15 protein-coding genes are annotated in these 20,418 nt (G+C 47.0%); 3 read left to right on the plus strand and 12 right to left on the minus strand.

All coding sequences use genetic code 11. The features are described from left to right. The first annotated feature begins 462 nt into the window (after positions 1 to 462). Positions 463 to 2,136 (plus strand): WD40 repeat domain-containing protein, encoded by a 1,674-nt coding sequence (locus H6H02_RS11500; protein ID WP_190817693.1) that lies wholly within the window; start codon positions 463 to 465, stop codon positions 2,134 to 2,136. A 7-nt stretch (positions 2,137 to 2,143) separates the two neighbouring features. Here H6H02_RS11500 and H6H02_RS27630 read toward each other — a convergent pair whose 3' ends face one another. The 8 genes from H6H02_RS27630 to H6H02_RS11535 form a co-directional block, all read right to left on the minus strand. After that, a complete protein-coding gene (locus H6H02_RS27630) occupies positions 2,144 to 2,278 on the minus strand; it encodes a hypothetical protein (protein WP_277922550.1) in 135 nt (44 codons plus the stop codon). Continuing rightward, the gene (locus H6H02_RS11505; RefSeq protein WP_190412623.1) at positions 2,278 to 2,568 is read right to left on the minus strand and encodes a PAAR domain-containing protein; all 291 of its coding nucleotides are present in this window, start codon (positions 2,566 to 2,568) and stop codon (positions 2,278 to 2,280) included. Before H6H02_RS11505 ends, H6H02_RS27630 begins: the two co-directional genes overlap by 1 nt. A gap of 105 nt (positions 2,569 to 2,673) precedes the next feature. Beyond that, on the minus strand, positions 2,674 to 4,779 hold the full coding sequence (locus H6H02_RS11510) for a VgrG-related protein (protein ID WP_190817695.1): 2,106 nt from the start codon (positions 4,777 to 4,779) through the stop codon (positions 2,674 to 2,676). 267 nt (positions 4,780 to 5,046) lie between these two features. Beyond that, complete coding sequence (locus H6H02_RS11515; RefSeq protein WP_190817697.1) at positions 5,047 to 5,577, minus strand: hypothetical protein; 531 nt, start codon at positions 5,575 to 5,577, stop codon at positions 5,047 to 5,049. 28 nt (positions 5,578 to 5,605) lie between these two features. After that, the gene (locus H6H02_RS11520; protein ID WP_190817700.1) at positions 5,606 to 10,438 is read right to left on the minus strand and encodes a hypothetical protein; all 4,833 of its coding nucleotides are present in this window, start codon (positions 10,436 to 10,438) and stop codon (positions 5,606 to 5,608) included. Between the two features lie 19 nt (positions 10,439 to 10,457). After that, positions 10,458 to 11,048: a phage tail protein gene (locus H6H02_RS11525; RefSeq protein ID WP_190817702.1), complete on the minus strand. Its 591-nt coding sequence runs from the start codon at positions 11,046 to 11,048 to the stop codon at positions 10,458 to 10,460. After that, entirely contained in the window at positions 11,048 to 11,335 is a 288-nt protein-coding gene (locus H6H02_RS11530) for a hypothetical protein (protein WP_199329125.1), read from the minus strand. Before H6H02_RS11530 ends, H6H02_RS11525 begins: the two co-directional genes overlap by 1 nt. A 141-nt stretch (positions 11,336 to 11,476) precedes the next feature. Next, positions 11,477 to 13,828: a substrate-binding domain-containing protein gene (locus H6H02_RS11535; RefSeq protein WP_190817704.1), complete on the minus strand. Its 2,352-nt coding sequence runs from the start codon at positions 13,826 to 13,828 to the stop codon at positions 11,477 to 11,479. Positions 13,829 to 13,900: 72 nt separating this feature from the next. Here H6H02_RS11535 and H6H02_RS11540 point away from each other — a divergent pair, with 72 nt between their 5' ends. After that, positions 13,901 to 14,110, plus strand: a complete 210-nt coding sequence (locus tag H6H02_RS11540) for a Nif11-like leader peptide family natural product precursor (RefSeq protein ID WP_190817706.1) — start codon at positions 13,901 to 13,903, stop codon at positions 14,108 to 14,110. Positions 14,111 to 14,200: 90 nt separating this feature from the next. Here H6H02_RS11540 and H6H02_RS11545 read toward each other — a convergent pair whose 3' ends face one another. The 4 genes from H6H02_RS11545 to H6H02_RS11560 form a co-directional block, all read right to left on the minus strand. Further along, on the minus strand, positions 14,201 to 16,231 hold the full coding sequence (locus tag H6H02_RS11545) for an ATP-binding protein (RefSeq protein ID WP_190817708.1): 2,031 nt from the start codon (positions 16,229 to 16,231) through the stop codon (positions 14,201 to 14,203). After that, on the minus strand, positions 16,228 to 17,574 hold the full coding sequence (locus tag H6H02_RS11550; RefSeq protein ID WP_190817710.1) for a DUF4255 domain-containing protein: 1,347 nt from the start codon (positions 17,572 to 17,574) through the stop codon (positions 16,228 to 16,230). Before H6H02_RS11550 ends, H6H02_RS11545 begins: the two co-directional genes overlap by 4 nt. A gap of 98 nt (positions 17,575 to 17,672) precedes the next feature. Then, a complete protein-coding gene (locus H6H02_RS11555; RefSeq protein WP_190817712.1) occupies positions 17,673 to 18,350 on the minus strand; it encodes a response regulator transcription factor in 678 nt (225 codons plus the stop codon). Positions 18,351 to 18,386: 36 nt separating this feature from the next. Continuing rightward, complete coding sequence (locus tag H6H02_RS11560; protein ID WP_190817714.1) at positions 18,387 to 19,541, minus strand: HAMP domain-containing sensor histidine kinase; 1,155 nt, start codon at positions 19,539 to 19,541, stop codon at positions 18,387 to 18,389. Positions 19,542 to 19,781: 240 nt separating this feature from the next. Here H6H02_RS11560 and H6H02_RS11565 point away from each other — a divergent pair, with 240 nt between their 5' ends. Further along, the gene (locus H6H02_RS11565; protein ID WP_190817716.1) at positions 19,782 to 20,330 is read left to right on the plus strand and encodes a Pvc16 family protein; all 549 of its coding nucleotides are present in this window, start codon (positions 19,782 to 19,784) and stop codon (positions 20,328 to 20,330) included. The last annotated feature ends 88 nt before the right edge of the window (positions 20,331 to 20,418 follow it).

The following is a 20,418-nucleotide window of genomic DNA, read 5'->3' on the forward strand; positions in this document are numbered from 1 at the left end:
GCTTACTATATACTTTTTACTCATTGGACAGCTCGGTGGTAGTTGGTTAAGACTTTTACCTTAAATACTACCCAATTTATACCCATCGATTTGCCCTTGACAGGCTACTACCCCGTGTTTAGTGGCTGACTAATAGTTGACTCTCTACCCAGTATCCTCTTTTTGATGGGAATGGAAGTTTTACAAAACCGGGATGCTCCTTGTGTGCGAGGCATACTCCAAGAATTAGTAGCGAATTGGTCAGCAGTTGAAGACAGAGGTTATTGTGGATCGGGATGCTTTCGCTCGCGGAGCGTTTAAGGCTTAGGGTGGGGAATTTTAGCGCCTGAACAAGACTTTTGAGGGGTGCTTAGAAGAGATTCTGCTGAAAATTAACATTAGTCTTTAGGAAAGTGCAAGCTAAAATCTGTGGTTTTCTTACAGATACAATTTAGACCTCGGATTTAAGAGTCTTTTATTATTATGACAGAGCAAATAAGGGAAACATTTATTTACAACGGAGAATTTTACTATTTAGCTGGTTTAGAATGTTCCTTAAAATATCCTGTTGAAGGGATTAATTCTATAGCAGAAGAACCTGTAGATTTTGATAAAATAGAAAATGAAATATTTGATTTTTTAAATGAAAAGTTAGTCTTATTAGACCTAAGAAGAGAAGGATTAATTACCCTGCAAAACTATGGGATGGAACCGTATGTATTTTCTACGGCTTGCAAGAGAGGGTTTTATTCAACCTATGAAATTCTTGATGAAGTATTGTTTTTGAAAGAAATGACCGTCGGTCATGTTAGTGGTGGTCATAAACCTATACAAGGAGTTATGCCAATCTACAATAACTATGGTGGTTTTTGTTATCAGAATCTTAAAGTTTTTACCCGTTTTACTGGGAGAATCACCTTAGGTAAAGACTTGATTGATGGAATATTTTTAAAATTTTTTTTGAAGATGACATTTTACAAAGGTCAATTAGTTGCGATTCAAGACCTTTCATTAGACATTTCCATTAGTGTTGCTGTTATCTTTGGCGGGTTAGAAGCTGTTAAGAGACGCTTGGCTAGTGCAGTGTCAGCGCAAAGAATCCTTGCATTAAGCGGTGCCCTCTATTATGGCGAATCAGGCTTAGATTTGGTGATTCCTGCTTTGCTGGATGAATCGGCACAGGTAATGTGGGCTGCGTACTCGCTACTGCGGACAAGGACAGAAACGAAAGTCAAAATTGCCTTGCAAGAATTCAATCCTTATCAATTTTTTGAATGTTTTTGTACCTTTGAGGGGCATTCTGACTATATTAGTTCGGTAGCGATCGCGCCGGATGGTAAAACCATTGCTAGCGGCAGTGGCGATATGAATATCAAAGTGTGGGATATTCTGACGGGCAAGTGCAGGGGCACCTTCGAGGGGCATTTAGCCTGTGTTGATTCCGTAGCAATCGCGCCAGATGGTAAGACTTTTGTCAGTGCTAGTAGGGACAACAACTTCTGTGGTAGAGGGGGCTTAAAGAGTATCAACGTATGGGATATTCTGACGGGCAAGTGTCAGCGCAGCCTACAGATACTAGGAATATTCCCAGATGGTAAAACTTTGATTCATGGTCGTCAGTACAAAACCATCAAAGCGTTGGATATAGAGACGAGGGAGTGCCTCCGCATGGTAAATAGGTTTTTATGGGATGTTTATTTCGTAGCAATAGCCCCGAACGATCAAACGATTGTTAGTAGCAATGATGACAACACCCTCGAAGTGTGGGATATCGAAGCGGGTAAGTGGAAGGGTTCGCTACAGGGGCATTCACGCCGAGTTTATTCCGTAGCAATCGCCCTAGATGGAAGGACGATTGTTAGTGGCAGTAAGGACAATACTATTAAAGTGTGGGATCTTGAGACGTGCGAGTGCAAGGGCACGCTAGAGGGGCATTCAGACTATGTTCTTTGCGTAGCAATAGCGACGGATGGTAAAACTATTGTCAGTGGCAGTAAGGACAACACTATTAAAGTGTGGGATCTTGAGACGTGCGAGTGCAGAGGTACGCTAGAGGGGCATTCAAACGCAGTGAGTTCCGTAGCAATAACCCCAGATGGAAAGACGATTGTTAGTGGCAGTTACGACAACACCATCAAAGTGTGGGGAATTCGATAAGGAAGTTTCAAGTATTCCCTGGCGAGGATGATTTTTGCAATTCAGGGATGCCCTCGTCGGGATTTGCCGACGCACCTTGGAGGCGGGAGCGATCGCTAACCCAAACTAGAAATAACGAATTCCACCTCTTATAGTTGCTCATTAAGGGGCAACTAATACGGTGACTCCTGTAGCAATCACAGGTAAAGAAATCGGAACTGGAGGCACCGTGGGAGTTGCTCCCACTGCCATTGTGCCCATATGCGCCACTGGACGCCCGCAAGCCAGAACGGTGACAGAACAAGGCATCGCGAGAGCGCCAGCAATTGACGGACCCGTGACAGCATCTCCCAGACAAGCGATAGGTCGCCCCATAACTAAAACGGTTGGTGCCCCCGGTCCGATAATGGGACTACCACTAGCGACATCGCCCAATACGGCTACTGGTAACATAGAACCTTCCTTAATCGTTAATCGAGAATGGCTAATTGTGTACCACGTTCCTATGGTTAGGCATTAGCCATTGGTCGCGATCGCAATTTCTTCTCCCCCCAATTGTTAACAATTCAGCCGAATCAGCGGTGCGGTCATACTGGCTGTGGCAGCTGCCATAATCGCCACCGCAGCACCTGCTTGCAGATTCAAAGCTGCGGCAGACTGTACGCTCACAGCAGCACCCGCCTGCGCCGACAAAGTACCGCCAGATTGCAGCGACAATGCCGCACCAGATTTCATAGTGGCAGCACCCCCAGACTTCAAATCTAAAACTCCGCCTGCTTGAGCGCTTAACTTGGCTGCGGTTTGAAGTTCTATGCCAGCAGGTGCGAGTTTTATACTCGTAGGCCCAGATTGCAGCAGAATTTCCATTGGTGCTGAAATACTTACTTTCTGCACTGCCTGCATCGTGATGCTATTAGTCATGTCATTCATCAGCAACTTCTGACCGCCAGTTGTTGTGATATCCAGCTTCTTATTGAGATCGTCGATGAGGATCTTATGACCGCCTTTGGTTTTAATTTCGATCTTCTTATTTTGATCGTCTAGGCGCACATAATGACCGTCAGTCGTTTTAATTTCCACAAACTTTTCGCTGTCATTCATGTGACATTTATGAGCGCCTATTGTCTCAATGTAGACGCCAGCTTTGCTAGTATCTTTATCCTCTTCCACAAACTGTAATTTATGCCCGGTACGGGTTTTAAATGTCCGCAGGCGGACTTTGCCTTCACCTGAAATTGTATTATTGACATCTTCCGGTGGTGCATCTGTACCGTTCCAGACTCCACCAATCACGTAGGGGCGATGAATATCGCCGTGTTCAAAGGCAACTAAGACCTCGTCATTGACCTCCGGCAAACAATCAAACCCGCGATCTACACCAGCTCCAGCTCCCACCACCCTTGCCCAGTTACTTTCGTGTTCCTCTGTTAAGGTGGGAAATTTCACTCTCACGCGACCCCATTTTTTGGGATCTTTGTTATTCGTGACAATCCCTACTAACAACGTTTGTCCTGCTTGGAGATGGGTTCGAGGAGACAGGGTTGCCAGAAGATCGTCCCCCCGCAATCCCCGAACGCTAAATTCGGTGGTGTAGAAACGTTCCTGATAAACGTGACGAGTTGTCGTGACGTAATAGTTGCCGCTGTATTTGCCCATACTTGCCAAGTCCACGACCCGTCCCGGTCGAATTCGCGGATCGCCCTCAGCTTTGGCATCAGCGTAGACAAATTCCCCCGATAACTCGTTATACAAAGCTTGGGCGATCGCGTCTGATTCTTTCTGAGAAGAGACTGGCTGATCGACAACAATCATCTTGGGGGTACTGCTAAAGCTAGTGCTAGTTGCTTTGCCCTTGCCTTGTTTGGTATCAGTAATGACTTGTGTTGTTTGACTGCTTTTAGTAGATGCAATCACCTGTTTACTTTTATAATCCCAAGCTCTTACCTCAACAGAATCTACCTGTTCGGCACTTGTTACCCGAACTTGGAAACTATGTATTTCTTGTAACCACTTGAGAGCCAAAGAAGCACCCGCCACCGGCTTGCGGAAGTGCAGTTTCCCATCTTGCACAAACAACTCAAAACCGTTCCGGGCTGCCCTTTCTCGCAAGAATTCCATGTTGGTTTGATTTTCTTGGAAAATATAGCCAACGGGATCGCCAAAGCCATAAGGCCCGCCACTTTCGTCAATGGTGCCCGCTGTAATCCCCAATTCACCGATAATTTGCCGAACAATATCGGTGTCGGTCATGTTTTGGAAAGAGCGGTTGTAGCGTCCCCGATGTAGGCGATGAGAAACGTCATACCCGCGAATCACGACCGGAGCTTGAGAGCCACTGGTAAAGTGGGTTTCAATTGCTGTAATCTCGCCATTCAGAATGTTGCCCTGCTGTGTATCGTCAAAATCAGCATCTTCTGTAGTGCTAGATTTAAAGCCAATCTGGACGGGTTTACCAATTGTTAATAGGTTTTCATAGCGCCAAAGTTCATCTCCTTCGCGCCCCGGAAAGTAGTCGTTCCGGATCACTAAGGTAAACATGGCTGGAAGATGGAGGCTTTCTTCTACGGAGATTTGAAGAATATCTTCCATCAAACTCGCAGGAGCATCATCTCCATCAATTTTTATTTGAGGATAGGATATGTACTTAACTGTATTCTGTGGCATTTGTAAGCAACACGTAAATGATTTTAGATTCTAAACTTTAGATTTTAGATTAATTAGATTTTAGATTAAAAGCTGACTGGCATTTTTTTAATGTTTGGTATTTAAACCATAGAGGCATTCTGCAATCTAAAATCTAAATTCAAAGTTTAGATTGCAAGTTTCAGCTAGTTTAGAAGAAACTTTACGCCCTCGCCCATTCTCCAAAGGTCGAACTACAATTTTTTTCTAACCGTTCTGCTTCCGCGCCATCCAACAAATGATTACCACTTATGTAGCTCTTCGAGTCCTGCTGTTTCGGCTTTCCCCAGCACGATTCACACTAGAAGGAGGTTCTGGAGAGCCTGGGGGGATGAGTATATCTACTTCGTGGAGGGTCAGGCTAGCTGAAGCACGCACTGGAGTGCCATCAGGTAGAAACATAGTGAGTTCGTAGCTGAGTGATTGCACAAAGCAACGGAGGTATTCTTGGGCACCCCAGGTAAATACATAGACGGGTGGGACATCTTGACCATCGGGAAACTCAACAGCTTTTTTCAATTTGTTGATGTACCAAAGCACACTTGTACCTTCTTCATAGGTATCAAACAAAATCTCTGAGATAGTGAGTTTGTAAGGATCTATACTTTGGAAGCTAACTTTCGGCAGTCCTCTAGCAGTACGTGCGCCTTGAGGGGCATTGATTTGAACGCTCCGGCTGAAGGAAAGCTTGGTGGGGTTGAACATGAACTCAATGGTGTCCACACCCTGCGCTGGAACCTTTGGAATAAGTTTTGCTTTGACCAGACGAGTGGTTGACATATTATTCTCCTTAATAATGGCAGTGACTTTACCAGGGCAGACGGCCTGAATAGTTATTTCCTCGACGTTCTCGTTCTATTTCCAACCGTTGCTGTATAAAACTATAAACCTCACGAGCTAGAAGCTCTAAATTGTCGGCAGCTTCTTCACTAGAGGCATCATCAATGATAGATACGCTTTGATCGATTGCTCCTACTTGGCTATCAGCGTCCCCCATTAACTGTATAAGCGCTTCCATTCCAGAGGTTGATGTGCGACGCGAGGGCATAGAATATGTCTGAATAACATTGCCCAAACTATTGTTTTGTGGGGAATTCATCAAGGGCTGGGAAATATTTGATTGGGAGCTGTTAGAGTCGGATGGTTTGGAAATTGTCGGCTTTTGCAGTGCATCCCACGTTCTCTGTTCTGAGAGAGGTTGTACAACGATTGATTCGCTTGCTTCAGGTGTATTCTCCTCTAGTAATTCAGAAATACTTGACCAAGATGTTGGTATCTCTCTGGTGTTTGTAGAACTGTTTGCGGAAGGTAGAGTGTCAGGAGAAGAGGAAAGGGAAGAAGGTGCCATTTGCACTTGTTCTACGCTGCTTGAAAATGCTGGGGCATCTTGATTTTCCTTCCATGACTCTTCTGGCATTCTCTGGATAGGAATAGACTGCTCCGAAGCAGTCGAGAAGTTTGAGGTACTCGGTGCAAGAAAGGATTCTTCAGCCTTCTTGCTTCCTATGTCTGCAAATGGGGAAGTAAGAAGATTGGATTGTTGAGCTAGAGGGCTGAGAATGGATAGATTTGTCAACACTTGAGGCAATTGAGGCAGTTGTTCACTCTCCTCAATCGACTCTGTTTTCATCAGAGGTTGTATAACGGTGGGTTCTGTAATTTGTGTGCTTTGGGGCACCTCTACAGGGGGATTGGCAAAACCAGCGATCGCTGGTTTTGCCAACTCAGTCAAATCTTCACTGATCGGTGCGGTTTCTCGTTTCGGTTGAAGGACTGTAGCATCTGGCGTTGTTGTACTTTCACGTATCTGTATGGAATCGGTAAAAGCGATCACTGGTTTTGCCTCAACCGGAAAATCTTCACTTGTCGGTGCGGTTGCTAATTTCGGTTGAAGGACTGTAGCATCTGGCGTTGTTGTACTTCCAGCTACTTGTATGGAATCGATGGAAGCGATCGCTGGTTTTGCCTCAACCGGAAAATCTTCACTTGTCGGTGCGGTTGCTAATTTCGGTTGAAGGACTGTAGCATCTGGCGTTGTTGTACTTCCAGCTACTTGTATGGAATCGATGGAAGCGATCGCTGGTTTTGCCTCAACCGGAAAATCTTCACTTGTCGGTGCGGTTTCTAATTTCGGTTGAATGACTATAGCGTCTGGCGTTGTTGTGATTTCAGGTACTTCTATGGAATCGGCGGAAGCGATCGCTGGTTTTGCCTCAACCGGAAAATCTTCACTTGTCGGTGCGGTTGCTAATTTCGGTTGAATGACTGTAGCATCTGGCGTTGTTGTACTTCCAGCTACTTGTATGGAATCGATGGAAGCGATCGCTGGTTTTGCCTCAACCGGAAAATCTTCACTTGTCGGTTCGGTTGCTAATTTCGGTTGAATGACTGTAGCATCTGGCGTTGTTGTACTTTCAGGTACTTGTATGGAATCGGTGGAAGCGATCGCTGGTTTTGCCTCAACCGGAAAATCTTCACTTGTCGGTGCGGTTGCTAATTTCGGTTGAATGACTGTAGCATCTGGCGTTGTTGTGCTTTCAGGTACTTCTATGGAATCGGCGGAAGCGATCGCTTCTGGTGCTAACCCAGTCAAATTTGCATTTGCTGGTTCAGTTTCTAATTTCGGATGAATGACTGTAGCGCCTATAATCGGCGTACTTTCAGGCATCGGTAGAGGAGAGTTGGTCGATTCGGTAGGTGCAATCGCCAAGTTGAAGCCTTCAGGCACTTTTGCAGATGATTCTGTTGGTAGTGGTAATTCAGCGATGGGTGCCAAGAATTCCGGCAACACTTCTCCCTTTGTTTGTGGAGATAATTCTCCCATCGGTTGTATTAACGTGGATTCTGTAGGCGTCGTTTCTTCTTGTACAGATTTTGGGGCGATCGCAGAGGTGGAAATCGGGAGAGACGAGCTTACCTGTGATGGAAATTCAGCCTTTAACTGCACCGTAGGCTCAAATTGTTCCAGGACTTCTGGCACTGGTGTTGTTGTTGAGTCAGACGGCTGTGAATCCAAGCTGGCTTGTACAAGGGTGGATATGTCAGGTGTAGTTTCAGGTAGCGCAGTAGCTGGTGTGGGAATCGAGGGTGCGGGGGCGAAGTTGTCAGTCACTTCTAAAGAGAAATTTTCCTCCATCTTTTGCAGCAGTGGGAGTTCACCTGGTTCTGTGGCTATTGAAAGCGCAGGTGCCTTTTGAACTATGGATTCTACCTCTGTTACAGGGGTTGTGCTGTCCGAACGGTCAACTGTTATATTCTCAGAAGCGATCGCTGGCATTTCAACTGATTCTGCCTCTGTCACCGCAGAAAATGACATTGGTGACTCAATCAATTCCGTAACATTCGATAACGTAGTTTCTGTGTGGTTTGCTGCTTGTGTTTCCGACAGAGGTTGTACAACAACTCGATCTGTAGTGACTTCTGGCACAGCCTTGGAAGTGGTCAAATTAGGGATTGCGGCTAAGTTTTCGTTTACTGCTGAAGTAAGTTTTAACTCAGTCTCTGGTGGCACAGATGCAGCTTGTGGTGCAATTAACGACTGAGGCATTTGTGCCTCTTGAGCCTCTTGAACTTGTAGTTCTGTCTTTGAAAGGGTTTGTCCCAAAGTTGGTTGGCTAGAAATTGTCTCTAGTGGTGCTGATGCTACATTTGGTGCTGTTTGTTCGGCAATCGCTGCTGCCCTTTGAATTGTGCTGGCTGAGGGCGAACTCGCGATCTCGTTGGTTATCTCAGTTACTGGTACTGCTATGGGTGTCGTTGGTTCGTCAATTTCTGCTGCCCGTTGAATTGTGCTGGCTGAGGGCGAACTCGCGATCGCATTGCTTATTTCAGTTACTGGTGCTGCAATAGTGACTGGTGTTGAATCTGGTGCAGTGGAAGCTTCAATCGCTGCTGTCCGTTGAATTGAGCTGGAAGAGGGCGAACTTGCGATCGCTTTGCTTATCTCAGTTACTGATGCTGAATCTGATGTTGGATCTGGTGCAATGGAAGCCTCAATCGTTGGTGTCCGTTGAATTGTGCTGGGTGAGGGCGAACTTGTGCTGGGTGAGGGCGAACTCGCGCTCTCATTGCTTATCTCAGAAGCTTGTGTTGAATCTAGTGCAGTGGAAGCCTCAATCGTTGGTGTCCGTTGAATTGTGCTGGCTGAGGGCGAATTAGCAATCTCGTTGCTTCTCTCAGTTGTTGGTGTTACATCCAGTGTGGAAGCCTCAATCGCTGCTGTCCGTTGAATTGAGCTGGAAGAGGGCGAACTTGCGCTCTCATTGCTTATTTCAATTCCTGTTGCTTCAATGGGTGCCGTGAGAGCATCTATTGGTGACTGAATTGAGCTGGAAGAGGGCGAATTAGCGATCTCGTTGCTTCTCTCAGTTGTTGGTGTTACACCCGGTGTGGAAGCCTCAATTGCTAGTGGCCTTTGAATTGTGCTGGCTGAGGACGAACTAGCCATCTCATTGCTTATTTCAGTGGCTAGTGATTCAATAGGTGTCGTTTGTTCGTCAATCGCTGGTGTCCTTTGAATTGTGCTGGGTGAGGGCGAACTCGCGATCGCATTGCTTATTTCAGTGCTTATCTCAATTGCTGGTGTTGCAATGGGTGCTTGTGCTGCATCTGGTGCCGTGGAAGCCTCAATCGCTGGTGTCCTTTGAATTGTGCTGGCTGAGGGCGAACTAGCGATCTCGCTGCTTATCTCAGAAGCTTGTGCTGCATCTGGTGCCGTGGAAGCCTCAATCGCTGGTGTCCTTTGAATTGTGCTGGGTGAGAGCGAACTAGCGATCGCATTTATCTCAGAAGCTTGTGTCGAATCTGGTGCCGTGGAAGCCTCAATCGCTGGTGTCCTTTGAATTGTGCTGGCTGAGGGCGAACTAGCAATCTCGTTGCTTATCTCAGAAGCTTGTGCTGCATCTGGTGCCGTGGAAGCCTCAATCGCTGGTGTCCTTTGAATTGTGCTGGCTGAGGGTGAACTTGCGATCGCATTGCTTATTTCAGTTTCTGGTGTTGAATTTGGTGCCGTGGAAACCTCAATCGCTGCTGTCCGTTGAATTGTGCTGGATGAGGGCGAACTAGCGATCGCATTGCTTATTTCAGTTTTTGGTGCTGCAATGGTTGCTGGTGTCGAATCTGGTGCCGTGGAAGCCTCAATCGCTGGTGTCCTTTGAATTGTGCTGGGTGAGGGCGAACTTGCGATCTCGTTGCTTATCTCAGAAGCTTGTGCTGCAATGGATGCCGTGGAAGTGTCAATTTCTGCTGCTTTTTGAGCTGGGGCTTCGGTGGCTAAAACGGGTTGTACTAATGTTGAATCGGTTGCCCGCCTGACTGGCAAAGCAGCATCTGCCGAGATCGGTGCCGTGTCAACATCGACTGCTTCGCTTAATTGTGAGCTTTGAGATTCTGCAAAAAAGGGTGAATTCTTGAAAGGATTATCTGGCGGAAATTCATCTGCCATTTCCTCAGAGAAAAAAGCGGAAGGATTGAAAACATTAATCGATCTTGCCCCCAACGGGTGCAAAAATTTAGGACTTAGTAAGTTCTGCCCTAACGGATTAGGTGGAAGCAAGGGGTTTTTGATACCAAGGGGTTCCTGGGGTATCGTTTCTCCATCGGGAAGATTGTTCCTTAGTTCTGTGCCCTCATGTTCCGCCATATTTTTGTTGTATTAATTTCTAGGCGAAGTATCCTAAACTATCGCGTCCACCGGAAATTGAAGAACCGCCAGTGCGTGACTTATCAACCTGTAAACCCTCGTATGACAGCGTTAACTCTTCAATCGCCACCGTATTGGAGTCTGCATTTAATGAGGCTGACTTCCAAGCAACAGGGACGGCACCAATCAGCGTCCAACATTGCATTGTTTCCCCTGCCGGGTTAAATACCAAAATATTAATGTTACGGCGTTCTTTCTTCGGTAGATTATTGCCTTGACTGCGCCCAACATCGCTTAATATTTTACTAATCCAATCCCAAAAAACTAAATCATTGGTGATACCACGCTTGAGGGTCACATCTGAAAATTCTGACTGACCTAGAAAAATTCTCTGTTGATCGTTGACACCGCCTTCATGGTGTTTTTGAGCTTTTATCGTGACACCTAATCCTTGGCATTCTGTGAAACAGGCAGTAATATTACTTTGAATTTCTACATAAAAGCGATTAGCAGTAACGTAGTTCAGTTCGCGGACGCTAGTACCATTTTTATTCTGTCCATTACTACGACTTGACGCAGACGACTGTGCTGGTGGCAGTGGGGTGGGCATCAGAAGTATCCTCCGTAGTTTCTACTGCGTTCCCTTTGACGACGTAAATCTTCAAGCATCAATTCATAAACGCGATCGCTCAATTGCCGCAGCAATAAAGGATCGCGCAGAACTTTAGCGGCTGTCTTTGAAACCGCAGTTTGGTTATCTTTATCGTTACTGGGAACTAAACCAGGTGCTGCGTACCCAGCCGGACGGGCGCTACTCCCAATAGGTTGGAGATGGGATTGTGTCCCCAGATTGGCGATCGCGCCGGGAAACGCTTGTTTGGAAGAATACCTGTTCATAAAAAAACCAGAACTTCCTGTTATTTTAGACCACCCGTTTTGGCTGATTGCTAGACAAAGGTCTAAATTTAGCTAATAGCTATTCGCCATTAACCTCTAGAAATCTAATTTAATCTAATCCAGCAGGTGATTATCTAAAAACTATTCTAGCGGTTGCAACGGCACCAGTCCTGCTTTGCTCAGCAGTCGCTGTGCCTCAAGAGTTCTCAGCAAATCGGCGAACTTTTGACCAGCCGGGATACGACGGTTATCTCCAGAATAAATAACCGTTATCGGATATGCCAAGGGGTAGGTGCTATTCTTGAAAAATTCTATATTAGGACGATAACTTCCTTTATCATCACAAAGGTCAGTTGTTGGCTCTACTGGTTTCCCATTGTCTTGAATTAACGCCTGGATTGCCGGTTTATTTCCATCTTTTAGAGCTAAGGGATAAGCCGAACATTGACCGAAAACTTTGCTGATTGTGCCAAAGGCAATTCCCCCGACCTCATCATCCTCAAAATCCCGAATCACCTGTCGCAGAGTCTCAAAGGTGGACATCGGCTTAATTTCTGGCTCGAAAGAATTTTTAAACAAAGGAGGTGTTTGTTCGCTCTTTTGAATTAATTTTCTAAATAGAGCAATTTTCTGTTCATCTTTGAGAACCCGTTGCTCAAATATTCGTACTGCCTCCGTTTCTTTCGGAATATAGAGTTTTACAGGTAAATCAGGTCCTCCTAAGACCTGCCAATTAGTAATTTCGCCAGTGTAAAGCTGACGCAATTGCTCAAAAGTAATTTGACCCTTGAGAGACTGAGGAAGACTTTTCTCTCTTTTGGCATAGCTGAAGGCAACAAACACGACCAGCCCATCGTAGGCAACTTGTTTATACTTCAATTCGCTGGTCAAATCGCTCACCAAGCTAGAGATTGCAAAGTCTACTTGCTGCGAACTGACTTTCGCGATCGCGTCCTCTCCGGAAGGCTCAGCTTGATAATTCAACTCTAATTTTGGTTGACGTTCTCTGAGTTTGTCTTCTAAAGTTTTATTCTTTGAGATGAGATTGGCGTGGCGCAGGATATAGCTCCATGTTCCGTCTTTTTCTGCTGTGTAAGTAAACTTACCCGCAGGAATACCAGGGATTTCCTTAATGCAACAAACCAGAAAATCATCATCAGCGGCACGATTACCCGCTTGCGACTTCGGAATCAGAAACCAGATGAGTATTCCCAACAAAGTCACTCCCAAAGCACCCAACAGCAGCCAGGGAGGACGGCGCAGCTTGGTTTTTTGCTCTTTTAGCGGCACTGTGTCTAGAACTACCAGATCGACTGGTTTCTCCGGCGGCAATTTCAACAGTGCTTGTCGTGCTTCCTCAGCACTCTCAAAACTGACATCTAGCCCTAAAAGGCGGAAAATGAACAGTTTGAGATGAGGTTCCACCACAGGCCATTGCTGCTCATCCTTGGGGTCAAGCAGTTGACCCGAAACGGGGTCAGTAGAGCGTCCTACTAACAGGTAAAAAGCCACGTATCCCAAAGCAACTAAGTCTTGGGCAACTGTAGGAATAATGGTTTGGGCAGTTGGCAGGTCAAACAGACGTTCCCAAAGCGCCAAATCGCATACATGAATAAAAAATTTCTGCTCGTCTGCCACCATCAGCAGACTATCTAAACTAATATTGCCGTGAGGAATTCCCTGCTGTACCTGACCGGAGGGCAGACTGAACTTTTGACCGTGGAGAAACTCCAGGGTTTGCAGGACTTGGTTGAGGACTTGGCGCACTTGCCGACTGGTCATCGCACCATTGGCAGCAAGGCAGGCATTTAGAGTTGGATGTGTATCTAAATTGCTTGTGGTAACAAGATAGCAGCGTTCCGCAATTGGGTCAGAAATGGCGTCCCAAGGGTGACGTAAGCGAACATCTTGGACTCTTCCATCTGCTAGAGTCAAACCGGCTGCTAACTCGAAGGTTTGCTGACGCAGGCGGGTTTCTTCCTCGTTGAAACAGCGGTCAGGAAGCAGGTACTCTTTAATCACGACTGGCTGCTGATCGGCAACCTGAATTCCCTTGTACAGTCGCCCCATTCCCCGGCGTCCCAATAAGCCTTCGATTCGATATTTTCCCCGACGCCCCCGGATCTCACTTTTCTCGGCTAAGGTGGCTGGGAAACTACATTCTGAGCAATATTTGGCGGTTGGATCTTGCTGAACCGTTTGTAGCGCTAAGGTACAGCTTAAGGCTTCACTATACTTGCAACGGTACTGTCTGTAGAGGTGGTCAACTCCGTGAACCTGCGTAGTAAATTGAGGCGGCGGTACTTCTGTTAGGTCTGATGGAGTCGTTGGTTCCTCTAGCGTTAGCGGATCGAGTTCGGTTTTGATTTCATCAACGACAGGCGCAATCCATTCGTATCGACTCAACCAACCGTATTGGAACAGTCTGAAATGGGGGGGGTTCCGCCGTAGAAACTCTCTCAGAAAAATTTTGGGAATGTTTGTCAGTGCCACCGAAAATTCTCCGGATAAGCGATAAGTGGATGGTAAGTTAACATTGATTTAACGTACTGGGAATATAGAGTGATGGCAAAAGAGGAAGTCATAAAACTTTTTAGAGCTGTTCAAACTGACCCTGCCTTACGGGAAAAGCTCAACTCTGCACCAGACTTGGAAACATTAGTCAAAATGGCTGAAGAATGTGGTTATAACTTTACAGTTGAAGAATGGAAAGATACAACTGGATTTAAAGTAGAAGAGTTGGAAGGAGAATTGTCAGAAATCCCTGGTTTATAAGTTTAATCAGCTGTAGAGAATAATTAAGGCGATCGCGTTAGCGAAGCGAGGCGTTAGCCTAGCGCCGACCTGTCGGTTCGCTTTCTCATTTCACACCCAGCCTTTCACTTCAGCATCGGTGAGAGGTCTTTCCAGTTTGACATATTCGCTTTTGGCCGCTTGCAAAATGTGTTGCATCCCGACCGGCTCATTCGCGTCTGCGGCAATAAAGGCTGCATTGAGGGCAATATTGCGAATATTTCCACCGGCGACATTTAGCCGTGCTAGCTTCACGGAATCTAGCCCTTCAGTAGGCGTTTCTGTGGGGAAGATCCGCTGCCAAATCTCAGCTCTTTGGGTGGCATCGGGGAAGGGAAACTGAACGATAAAACGAATCCGGCGCAGAAATGCCTGATCGAGAGAACCCTTTAAATTAGTCGTCAAAATTGCTAAGCCTCGGTAGGCTTCCATGCGTTGTAGCAGGTAGGCAACTTCAATATTGGCATGGCGATCGTGGCTGTCTTTTACCTCAGAACGCTTGCCAAATAGGGCGTCAGCTTCGTCGAACAGCAGAATGGCTCCACCGGCTTCTGCGGCATCAAATACGCGCCGCAGGTTCTTTTCTGTCTCCCCAATATACTTACTAACGACGGAACTCAGGTCGATGCGATAAAGGTCTAGCCGCAACTCTCCAGCTAGTACATCTGCTGCCATTGTTTTGCCAGTGCCGCTGCCTCCGGCAAATAAGGCGCTGATGCCCAAGCCGCGTCCGCTACCACCAAAACCCCAACTTTCGTACACTTTGGCACGTTGCCGAACGTGGGCAGCAACGTCGCGCAATACCTGTCGTTGTGCTTCTGGCAATACCAGCTCATCCCAACTGGCTCCCGGGATAATGGGTTGAGCCAGGTCATTGAGCCTCTGACGAGCTTGTGAGCGACAGGTATCCCACAAGCGGGTGCTGAGCGTTTCTGGAGGACTGAGGACTGAGGACTGAGGACTGAGTGAAACGAGAGATTCTTTATTCTCCCCGGCTCCCCTCCCTTTTGCCTCAGTACAAACAGCGTAAATAGAGGGGGCGCTAAGGCTGAAATGGGAGACTAGCTTGTCTAGATGCCCGTTCAAGCTTTCTGCTTCTTCACCCAGGGCATCTTGCCAAATCGCCCGCTGTTCGGGGACGGTTGGCTTGCTAACATCAATCGTAATTGAGGGACGCTGCCGCGATCGCCGTCTTTCCGGACTGATGACGATGACCGGACTGGTGATTCCTTCAATCAACGTGGCAATAACATTTTCTCGCGCTGGATCGCTTGTCTCGACATCATCACAGTCGAGTAACAGGACACTCTCACTTAAAATGGCTTCCCGATTCCATAGCCGCAGGATGCTGTTAAAGTCGCTGGGACTGGTGGGAATTGCTTGGGCGGACATCGCATATAAGTTGAGCTGTAAAAGAGCGCAAGTTGCAGATGCGATCGCTCGTTTGCTGGCAGTCTCATCTCCACATAACTGCACGACAGGTAACGCCGAACCTTGTTGCGATGCCTGTAACCACGTCCCTGCCAGTTGTTCTGCCACTTGTCGGTGGGATGGCACCAAACTTTGAACCGAGCGGTGCAATGGCTCTACAATCCCCATGAGCCGTTCATCTAGATGTTGCACGCCAGCGATGTAGTGCAATATTCGCTCGTCAATTCGCAGGGGACTGGAGGTGAGTGTATTTCCTGTCCCAACTTCAATCAGTTGCCAGCGACGCAATGATGCCGCCGGGGTTAGTGCATCCCAGTGGGAGGCAGATAGAATCGCCAGCGCTAAGCTCATTGTCGGATACGCCTGCCGTTCGTTGCCTTGAGCGATCGCGCACAAGGAAGAAAAGCTGGGGTCAAGTTCCATCCCCACGCACAACAGCAGGATATCCCGCTCAAAATCTGACAAACCGAAGGTTTTGCACAGTTGTTCTAATGCTGCTGGAGGCGAAAGGTTCCAAGTAAGAGGGGGAAAATCTTCTTCCGGTTCCTGAGCTTTTTCCTCCCCTCGCATCCTTGCGACTTGACGTTCTAACGCCTGACGCACGCGAGCAACTTGTCCCATAAAGTAGCCCTGATTAGCTGCTTGCCAGCGATCGCTAGTCGTGGTCATCATACAATCGCTACCTTTGGGTCAATATACTGCTGGAAGGTCGGGCTATCTTTGTCCGTATCTACGCTCAACATACTTTCCGCTCCATCTACGTGTACCCGCACCAAATACTCTCCTGGCTTCACATCCCGAACCGGAACGATTACCGAGGTTGTATCGGCTCGACGCGGTAAAGCATCAAACAGATAAGCGCCTGGATTATCGATTGACCGTTCGTTCAGCGCCACCACCACTCGCTGCTTGTTGCCGATCGTAAGATTGACTTGCAGCGTTAGGTTCGCCGAGCGCAGTTCATCTCCACTTCCCTGAATGTTGGAGATACTTACTTCTGTAATCGTTGGACGCAATACAAACGGTGCTACATTCGACTCGATACTGCGCTGGAGAGTGGGCTGGAGGCTTAACGCGGGGGTCGAGTTGCTTCTGGCTGTTGCGCCGTTCGATTCGGCACCACCGTTCGCCACAGGGGCGCTGGGGCTTGAGAGGTGATGAATCACCTGTAGACTTTGTACGCCCGCGCGGAGCGACTCGGCAGAGAAGGCACTTAGGGGCAATGTGACTTGGGTTTCGTGAACGTCTGAAGGCGTCGCTTCCGCCTCACCAAGACGCACCCGCGTGATGTTGCCATTCAAATTTTTACCCCGAATCAGTAACGTGCTGTCTGCCAAGATTGCCTGAAACCTGCCCGCTTGCGACACTACCTCCTGAATCACCGGCTGATTAGAAAATGGCACCACACCGCTGAACTTGTATTCGCGCACGGGTAAGGCTTTCTGGGCGGATTCTTCCCCTTCTATCATGACGACAGTCGCTCGGTAAGCAACAGAGAGGGTGTATGGGGTTTGGAAGAATACCGACCAAACCTTAGATAAATCTTCTAAAGATAAATCCATTGGCACGAAGCTAATTTCTTCGAGCTGTTCGGAGAGGTTCGAGTCGGCTAAGTAGGTAAAGTTAGAATCAGCGATCGTGTCCCAAATCATTTCCTGGGTGAGAATTGAGCGATCTTTAAGGGTACGAACGACGCTGCCTAAAAGTCGTTGCGGTTCTAACTCAACCTCATTGCCATAGAGACTAATCATATAATGCAGATCGAGAGCATTGTGCGATCGCTTTGCCATTTCGCCCTTGCGATTGCGATTCCGCACATCAGCGCTGCTGCGCCACACAGGATTGAGACTCACTTGATAGAGGTAGATGTTCACTCCCGATTCTGGTGTGCCACTTCCTAAGTTACTGGGTCGCACCGTTGTCACTCTTGCGCCATCTACGTCTATTTGTACAACAGCCTGCAAAGTTCTTTGCAAAGCAGCAGTGACAGTAGCGATCGCTAAATAATTGCTCATAAAAAATTTCAGCAATCAGCTTCGTGAAAAGCTGATTTATTAGGTTTCACAGTTTAGCTTGATAAAGGTTTTTCTTGATCATGACTAGATTCTGACCATTAAGCACTGACTAATCCGAGTTTTAAGGCTTTTACAATGGCTTGCGTCCGGCTGGTGACACTGAGTTTTTCAAAAATTGCTGTTAAGTGAGCTTTAACCGTAGCAACTGTAATGTAAAGGCGGCGAGCAATTTCTTCATTAGAAGAGCCTTCAACCAGCCAGTGTAAGACTTCTCGCTCTCGTTCGGTTAAGTGAATGCTCCGACCGGAAAGATGCGATCGCCCTGCATAAAATTGAAATAACCGAAAGAAGCAAGCTGCAACTTCTGGCGATAAGTACACTTCATTTTTCATAACGGTGTTAATTGCTTCGCACAGTTGAGTTGCCACCCGGTCTTTAAACACGTACCCGCTAGCACCCGCCTGCATCGCCCGAAACACCCATTCGTCTTCCCGGTGTCCTGAGAGAACTAACACTTTCCCCTTATAGGACATTTCTCCCAAACCGATCAAGGCAGTAATTCCATCTCCAGGGGGCAATTCCATATCCAGCAAAATCATCGCTGGCTTTTGCTCAGCGGTTAATTTTAATGCTTGCTCTACAGAAGCCGCCTCACCAACAATCTCAAATCGAAAAGCTCCGTTATTACTCAAGAAGTCAAGTAGAGTCCGTATCCCCGCTCGAAAGCGCGGTTCATCATCCACGAGCAGAATTGAAACTGGCGGTTGTGCAGACATTTTAGATCGCCTCAATGCGACTGTTCGTTTTAATTGCTATCGAGGTAGGGTAAAAGAAAATTGTGCCCCACCAGAAGGCAAGTTTTCTACCCAAATGGTTCCTTGATGGTCGAGGATAATTTTTTTAGCGATCGCCAAACCCAACCCCGTACCCCCTGGACGTTTAGAATAAAAAGGTGTGAATACTTGTTTCAAGTCTTCTTCAGAAAGTCCGGAACCGCTATCAGAAACTTCAATAATCACTTCAGATTGAAAGACTTGCCAATTACAAGTAATCATTCCTCCCGGCGGGCTAAAATGAACTGCATTACTCAATAGGTTGTCAAAGACCTGTTTCATCTGCCATCGATCTCCCGTCAGCGTGACCGGCTTCTCTGGATAGCGGATATGCAGTTGTTTCTCTTCTAACCAAGGTTGCAGACCTTGGATACTTTCAGCCAATGTTTTCCTCAGCTCATAAGGTGCTACCTGTAGTTTTGCCTGTTGTCCGCAGTAAACCAAATCCGTTAAGTTTTCAATTAACTCATTCACAGTTTCGCGAACAATCCCAGCCTGCTCTTGCAAGCAGCCGGATGGCAACCCTAAACATAAATTTTCGGCGTAAAGACTAATCAGTGCCAAGGGATTTCGCAGTTGATGTTCTGTACGACCTAGCACTTGCTCAAGTAACTGAATCTCAGTTTTTTGACGAGAACATTCGCGAGACATCAGCAGGTAGTGACTCAGTAATTGAGCCTGTTTCTCTACGCCTTGCTGTTGCAGCAAAGAAAGCGGATTTTTACTCCATAACAGCAAATACCCAGCTTCTTTGGCTTTCTGCTCGCTGAGAGGGCAAACGTAAGTGTTGTAGCTACAAGCGGCGTCAGCAGATGCACTTTTAGCACACTTGGTGACTTCGCTCAACTTCAGCACAGGGAGGGAATCTTCCCACTGCACCTCAGCGAAAAATTTGGGCAACTCTGCGTAATTTCCCTGGCGTTCGTCTGGATAGTAGGCTACTAATTGACGCTTTTGGGTATCTGAATCTTGGTAGACAATCCAGGCTGCTACAACAGGTAGTTGTGCGGCTATCTGTTCGAGATGGAGCTTGCAAATACTCCTAAGATCGGCACGGTACGGTGTACCTACCGAACCGAGTGTGGAGGAAGGTGGATGCACCTGTACAGCAAACCGTTTTATTCCAACCTTCATCTGTAACTCCCCGACATACAGGATATTTCAGTAATGTTGAATCGGATGTAGGCACCACTGACTTTTTACTTTGCAGAGTTTGTCATCTTCCGCAAGAAATAAATGACAAATCTAGCTTAGTCGGGGATTTCAGTCTTTATCCGTATTTACACACATTTTTTAAAGTTTCGACCAAAGTCTAATAAACACTCTGGGGTTGTGTTTCTAATCTAGACCTATACAGCCTAAACACCCAGTCTTATGATCCCTGCTACTGCCCAGACTTTGGCAGAAATCCTGGCTGAGGGGATTTCCCTGCTCAGTACAGAGCAAATTGATTTCAACCACCCTGGTAGGCGGGAGGATGTAAGACCAGTACTGAACCTGTTCTGCTACAACATCGGGGAAAACAGTCAGGTAGACCACAGGATTAACCAGGAAAAACCGCATCCACCCACTTTTGGGAAGTATTCCCCGTTATGGTTTGACATTTCGTTCCTAGTCAGTGCCTGGGATCATACTGCCCTAGGAGAACAGCGTCTGCTGTCAGAAGCATTGATGCTGTTGTTACGTTACCGCTGGCTACCAGAAGAATTGCTCGCTCCTTCATTACGGGGTTATGGCAGCTTATCAATGACCATTTCTGCTGTCGGGCTTATTGATGCCGTCGCTCTATGGCGTGCGCTGGGGGTTCCATTACGTCCAGCTTTATATGTAACCGTGACAGTTCCCTTTAACCGACTAGGACAAGGAGAACCGAACACACCTATAGAAGTAGTAGGGAATGGGGTAGTTCGTAGTAGGTCGTAACTAATTACCTCCTACTCTAGGGGCGACCTGGTGGGTCGCCCCTACCGATTCCCAATTACCAATTACCGATTACCCACCACTAATCAAG

The organism is Coleofasciculus sp. FACHB-1120 (genome assembly GCF_014698845.1).
GTDB lineage: Bacteria > Cyanobacteriota > Cyanobacteriia > Cyanobacteriales > FACHB-T130 > FACHB-T130.

Excerpts from the sequence above, each read along its gene's own strand:
- H6H02_RS11500 (WP_190817693.1), top strand. The coding sequence starts at position 463 with ATGACAGAGCAAATAAGGGAAACATTTATTTACAACGGAGAATTTTAC.
- H6H02_RS27630 (WP_277922550.1), bottom strand. The coding sequence starts at position 2,278 with ATGAGCAACTATAAGAGGTGGAATTCGTTATTTCTAGTTTGGGTTAGC.
- H6H02_RS11505 (WP_190412623.1), bottom strand. The coding sequence starts at position 2,568 with ATGTTACCAGTAGCCGTATTGGGCGATGTCGCTAGTGGTAGTCCCATT.
- H6H02_RS11510 (WP_190817695.1), bottom strand. The coding sequence starts at position 4,779 with ATGCCACAGAATACAGTTAAGTACATATCCTATCCTCAAATAAAAATT.
- H6H02_RS11515 (WP_190817697.1), bottom strand. The coding sequence starts at position 5,577 with ATGTCAACCACTCGTCTGGTCAAAGCAAAACTTATTCCAAAGGTTCCA.
- H6H02_RS11520 (WP_190817700.1), bottom strand. The coding sequence starts at position 10,438 with ATGGCGGAACATGAGGGCACAGAACTAAGGAACAATCTTCCCGATGGA.
- H6H02_RS11525 (WP_190817702.1), bottom strand. The coding sequence starts at position 11,048 with ATGCCCACCCCACTGCCACCAGCACAGTCGTCTGCGTCAAGTCGTAGT.
- H6H02_RS11530 (WP_199329125.1), bottom strand. The coding sequence starts at position 11,335 with ATGAACAGGTATTCTTCCAAACAAGCGTTTCCCGGCGCGATCGCCAAT.
- H6H02_RS11540 (WP_190817706.1), top strand. The coding sequence starts at position 13,901 with ATGGCAAAAGAGGAAGTCATAAAACTTTTTAGAGCTGTTCAAACTGAC.
- H6H02_RS11545 (WP_190817708.1), bottom strand. The coding sequence starts at position 16,231 with ATGATGACCACGACTAGCGATCGCTGGCAAGCAGCTAATCAGGGCTAC.
- H6H02_RS11550 (WP_190817710.1), bottom strand. The coding sequence starts at position 17,574 with ATGAGCAATTATTTAGCGATCGCTACTGTCACTGCTGCTTTGCAAAGA.
- H6H02_RS11555 (WP_190817712.1), bottom strand. The coding sequence starts at position 18,350 with ATGTCTGCACAACCGCCAGTTTCAATTCTGCTCGTGGATGATGAACCG.
- H6H02_RS11560 (WP_190817714.1), bottom strand. The coding sequence starts at position 19,541 with ATGAAGGTTGGAATAAAACGGTTTGCTGTACAGGTGCATCCACCTTCC.
- H6H02_RS11565 (WP_190817716.1), top strand. The coding sequence starts at position 19,782 with ATGATCCCTGCTACTGCCCAGACTTTGGCAGAAATCCTGGCTGAGGGG.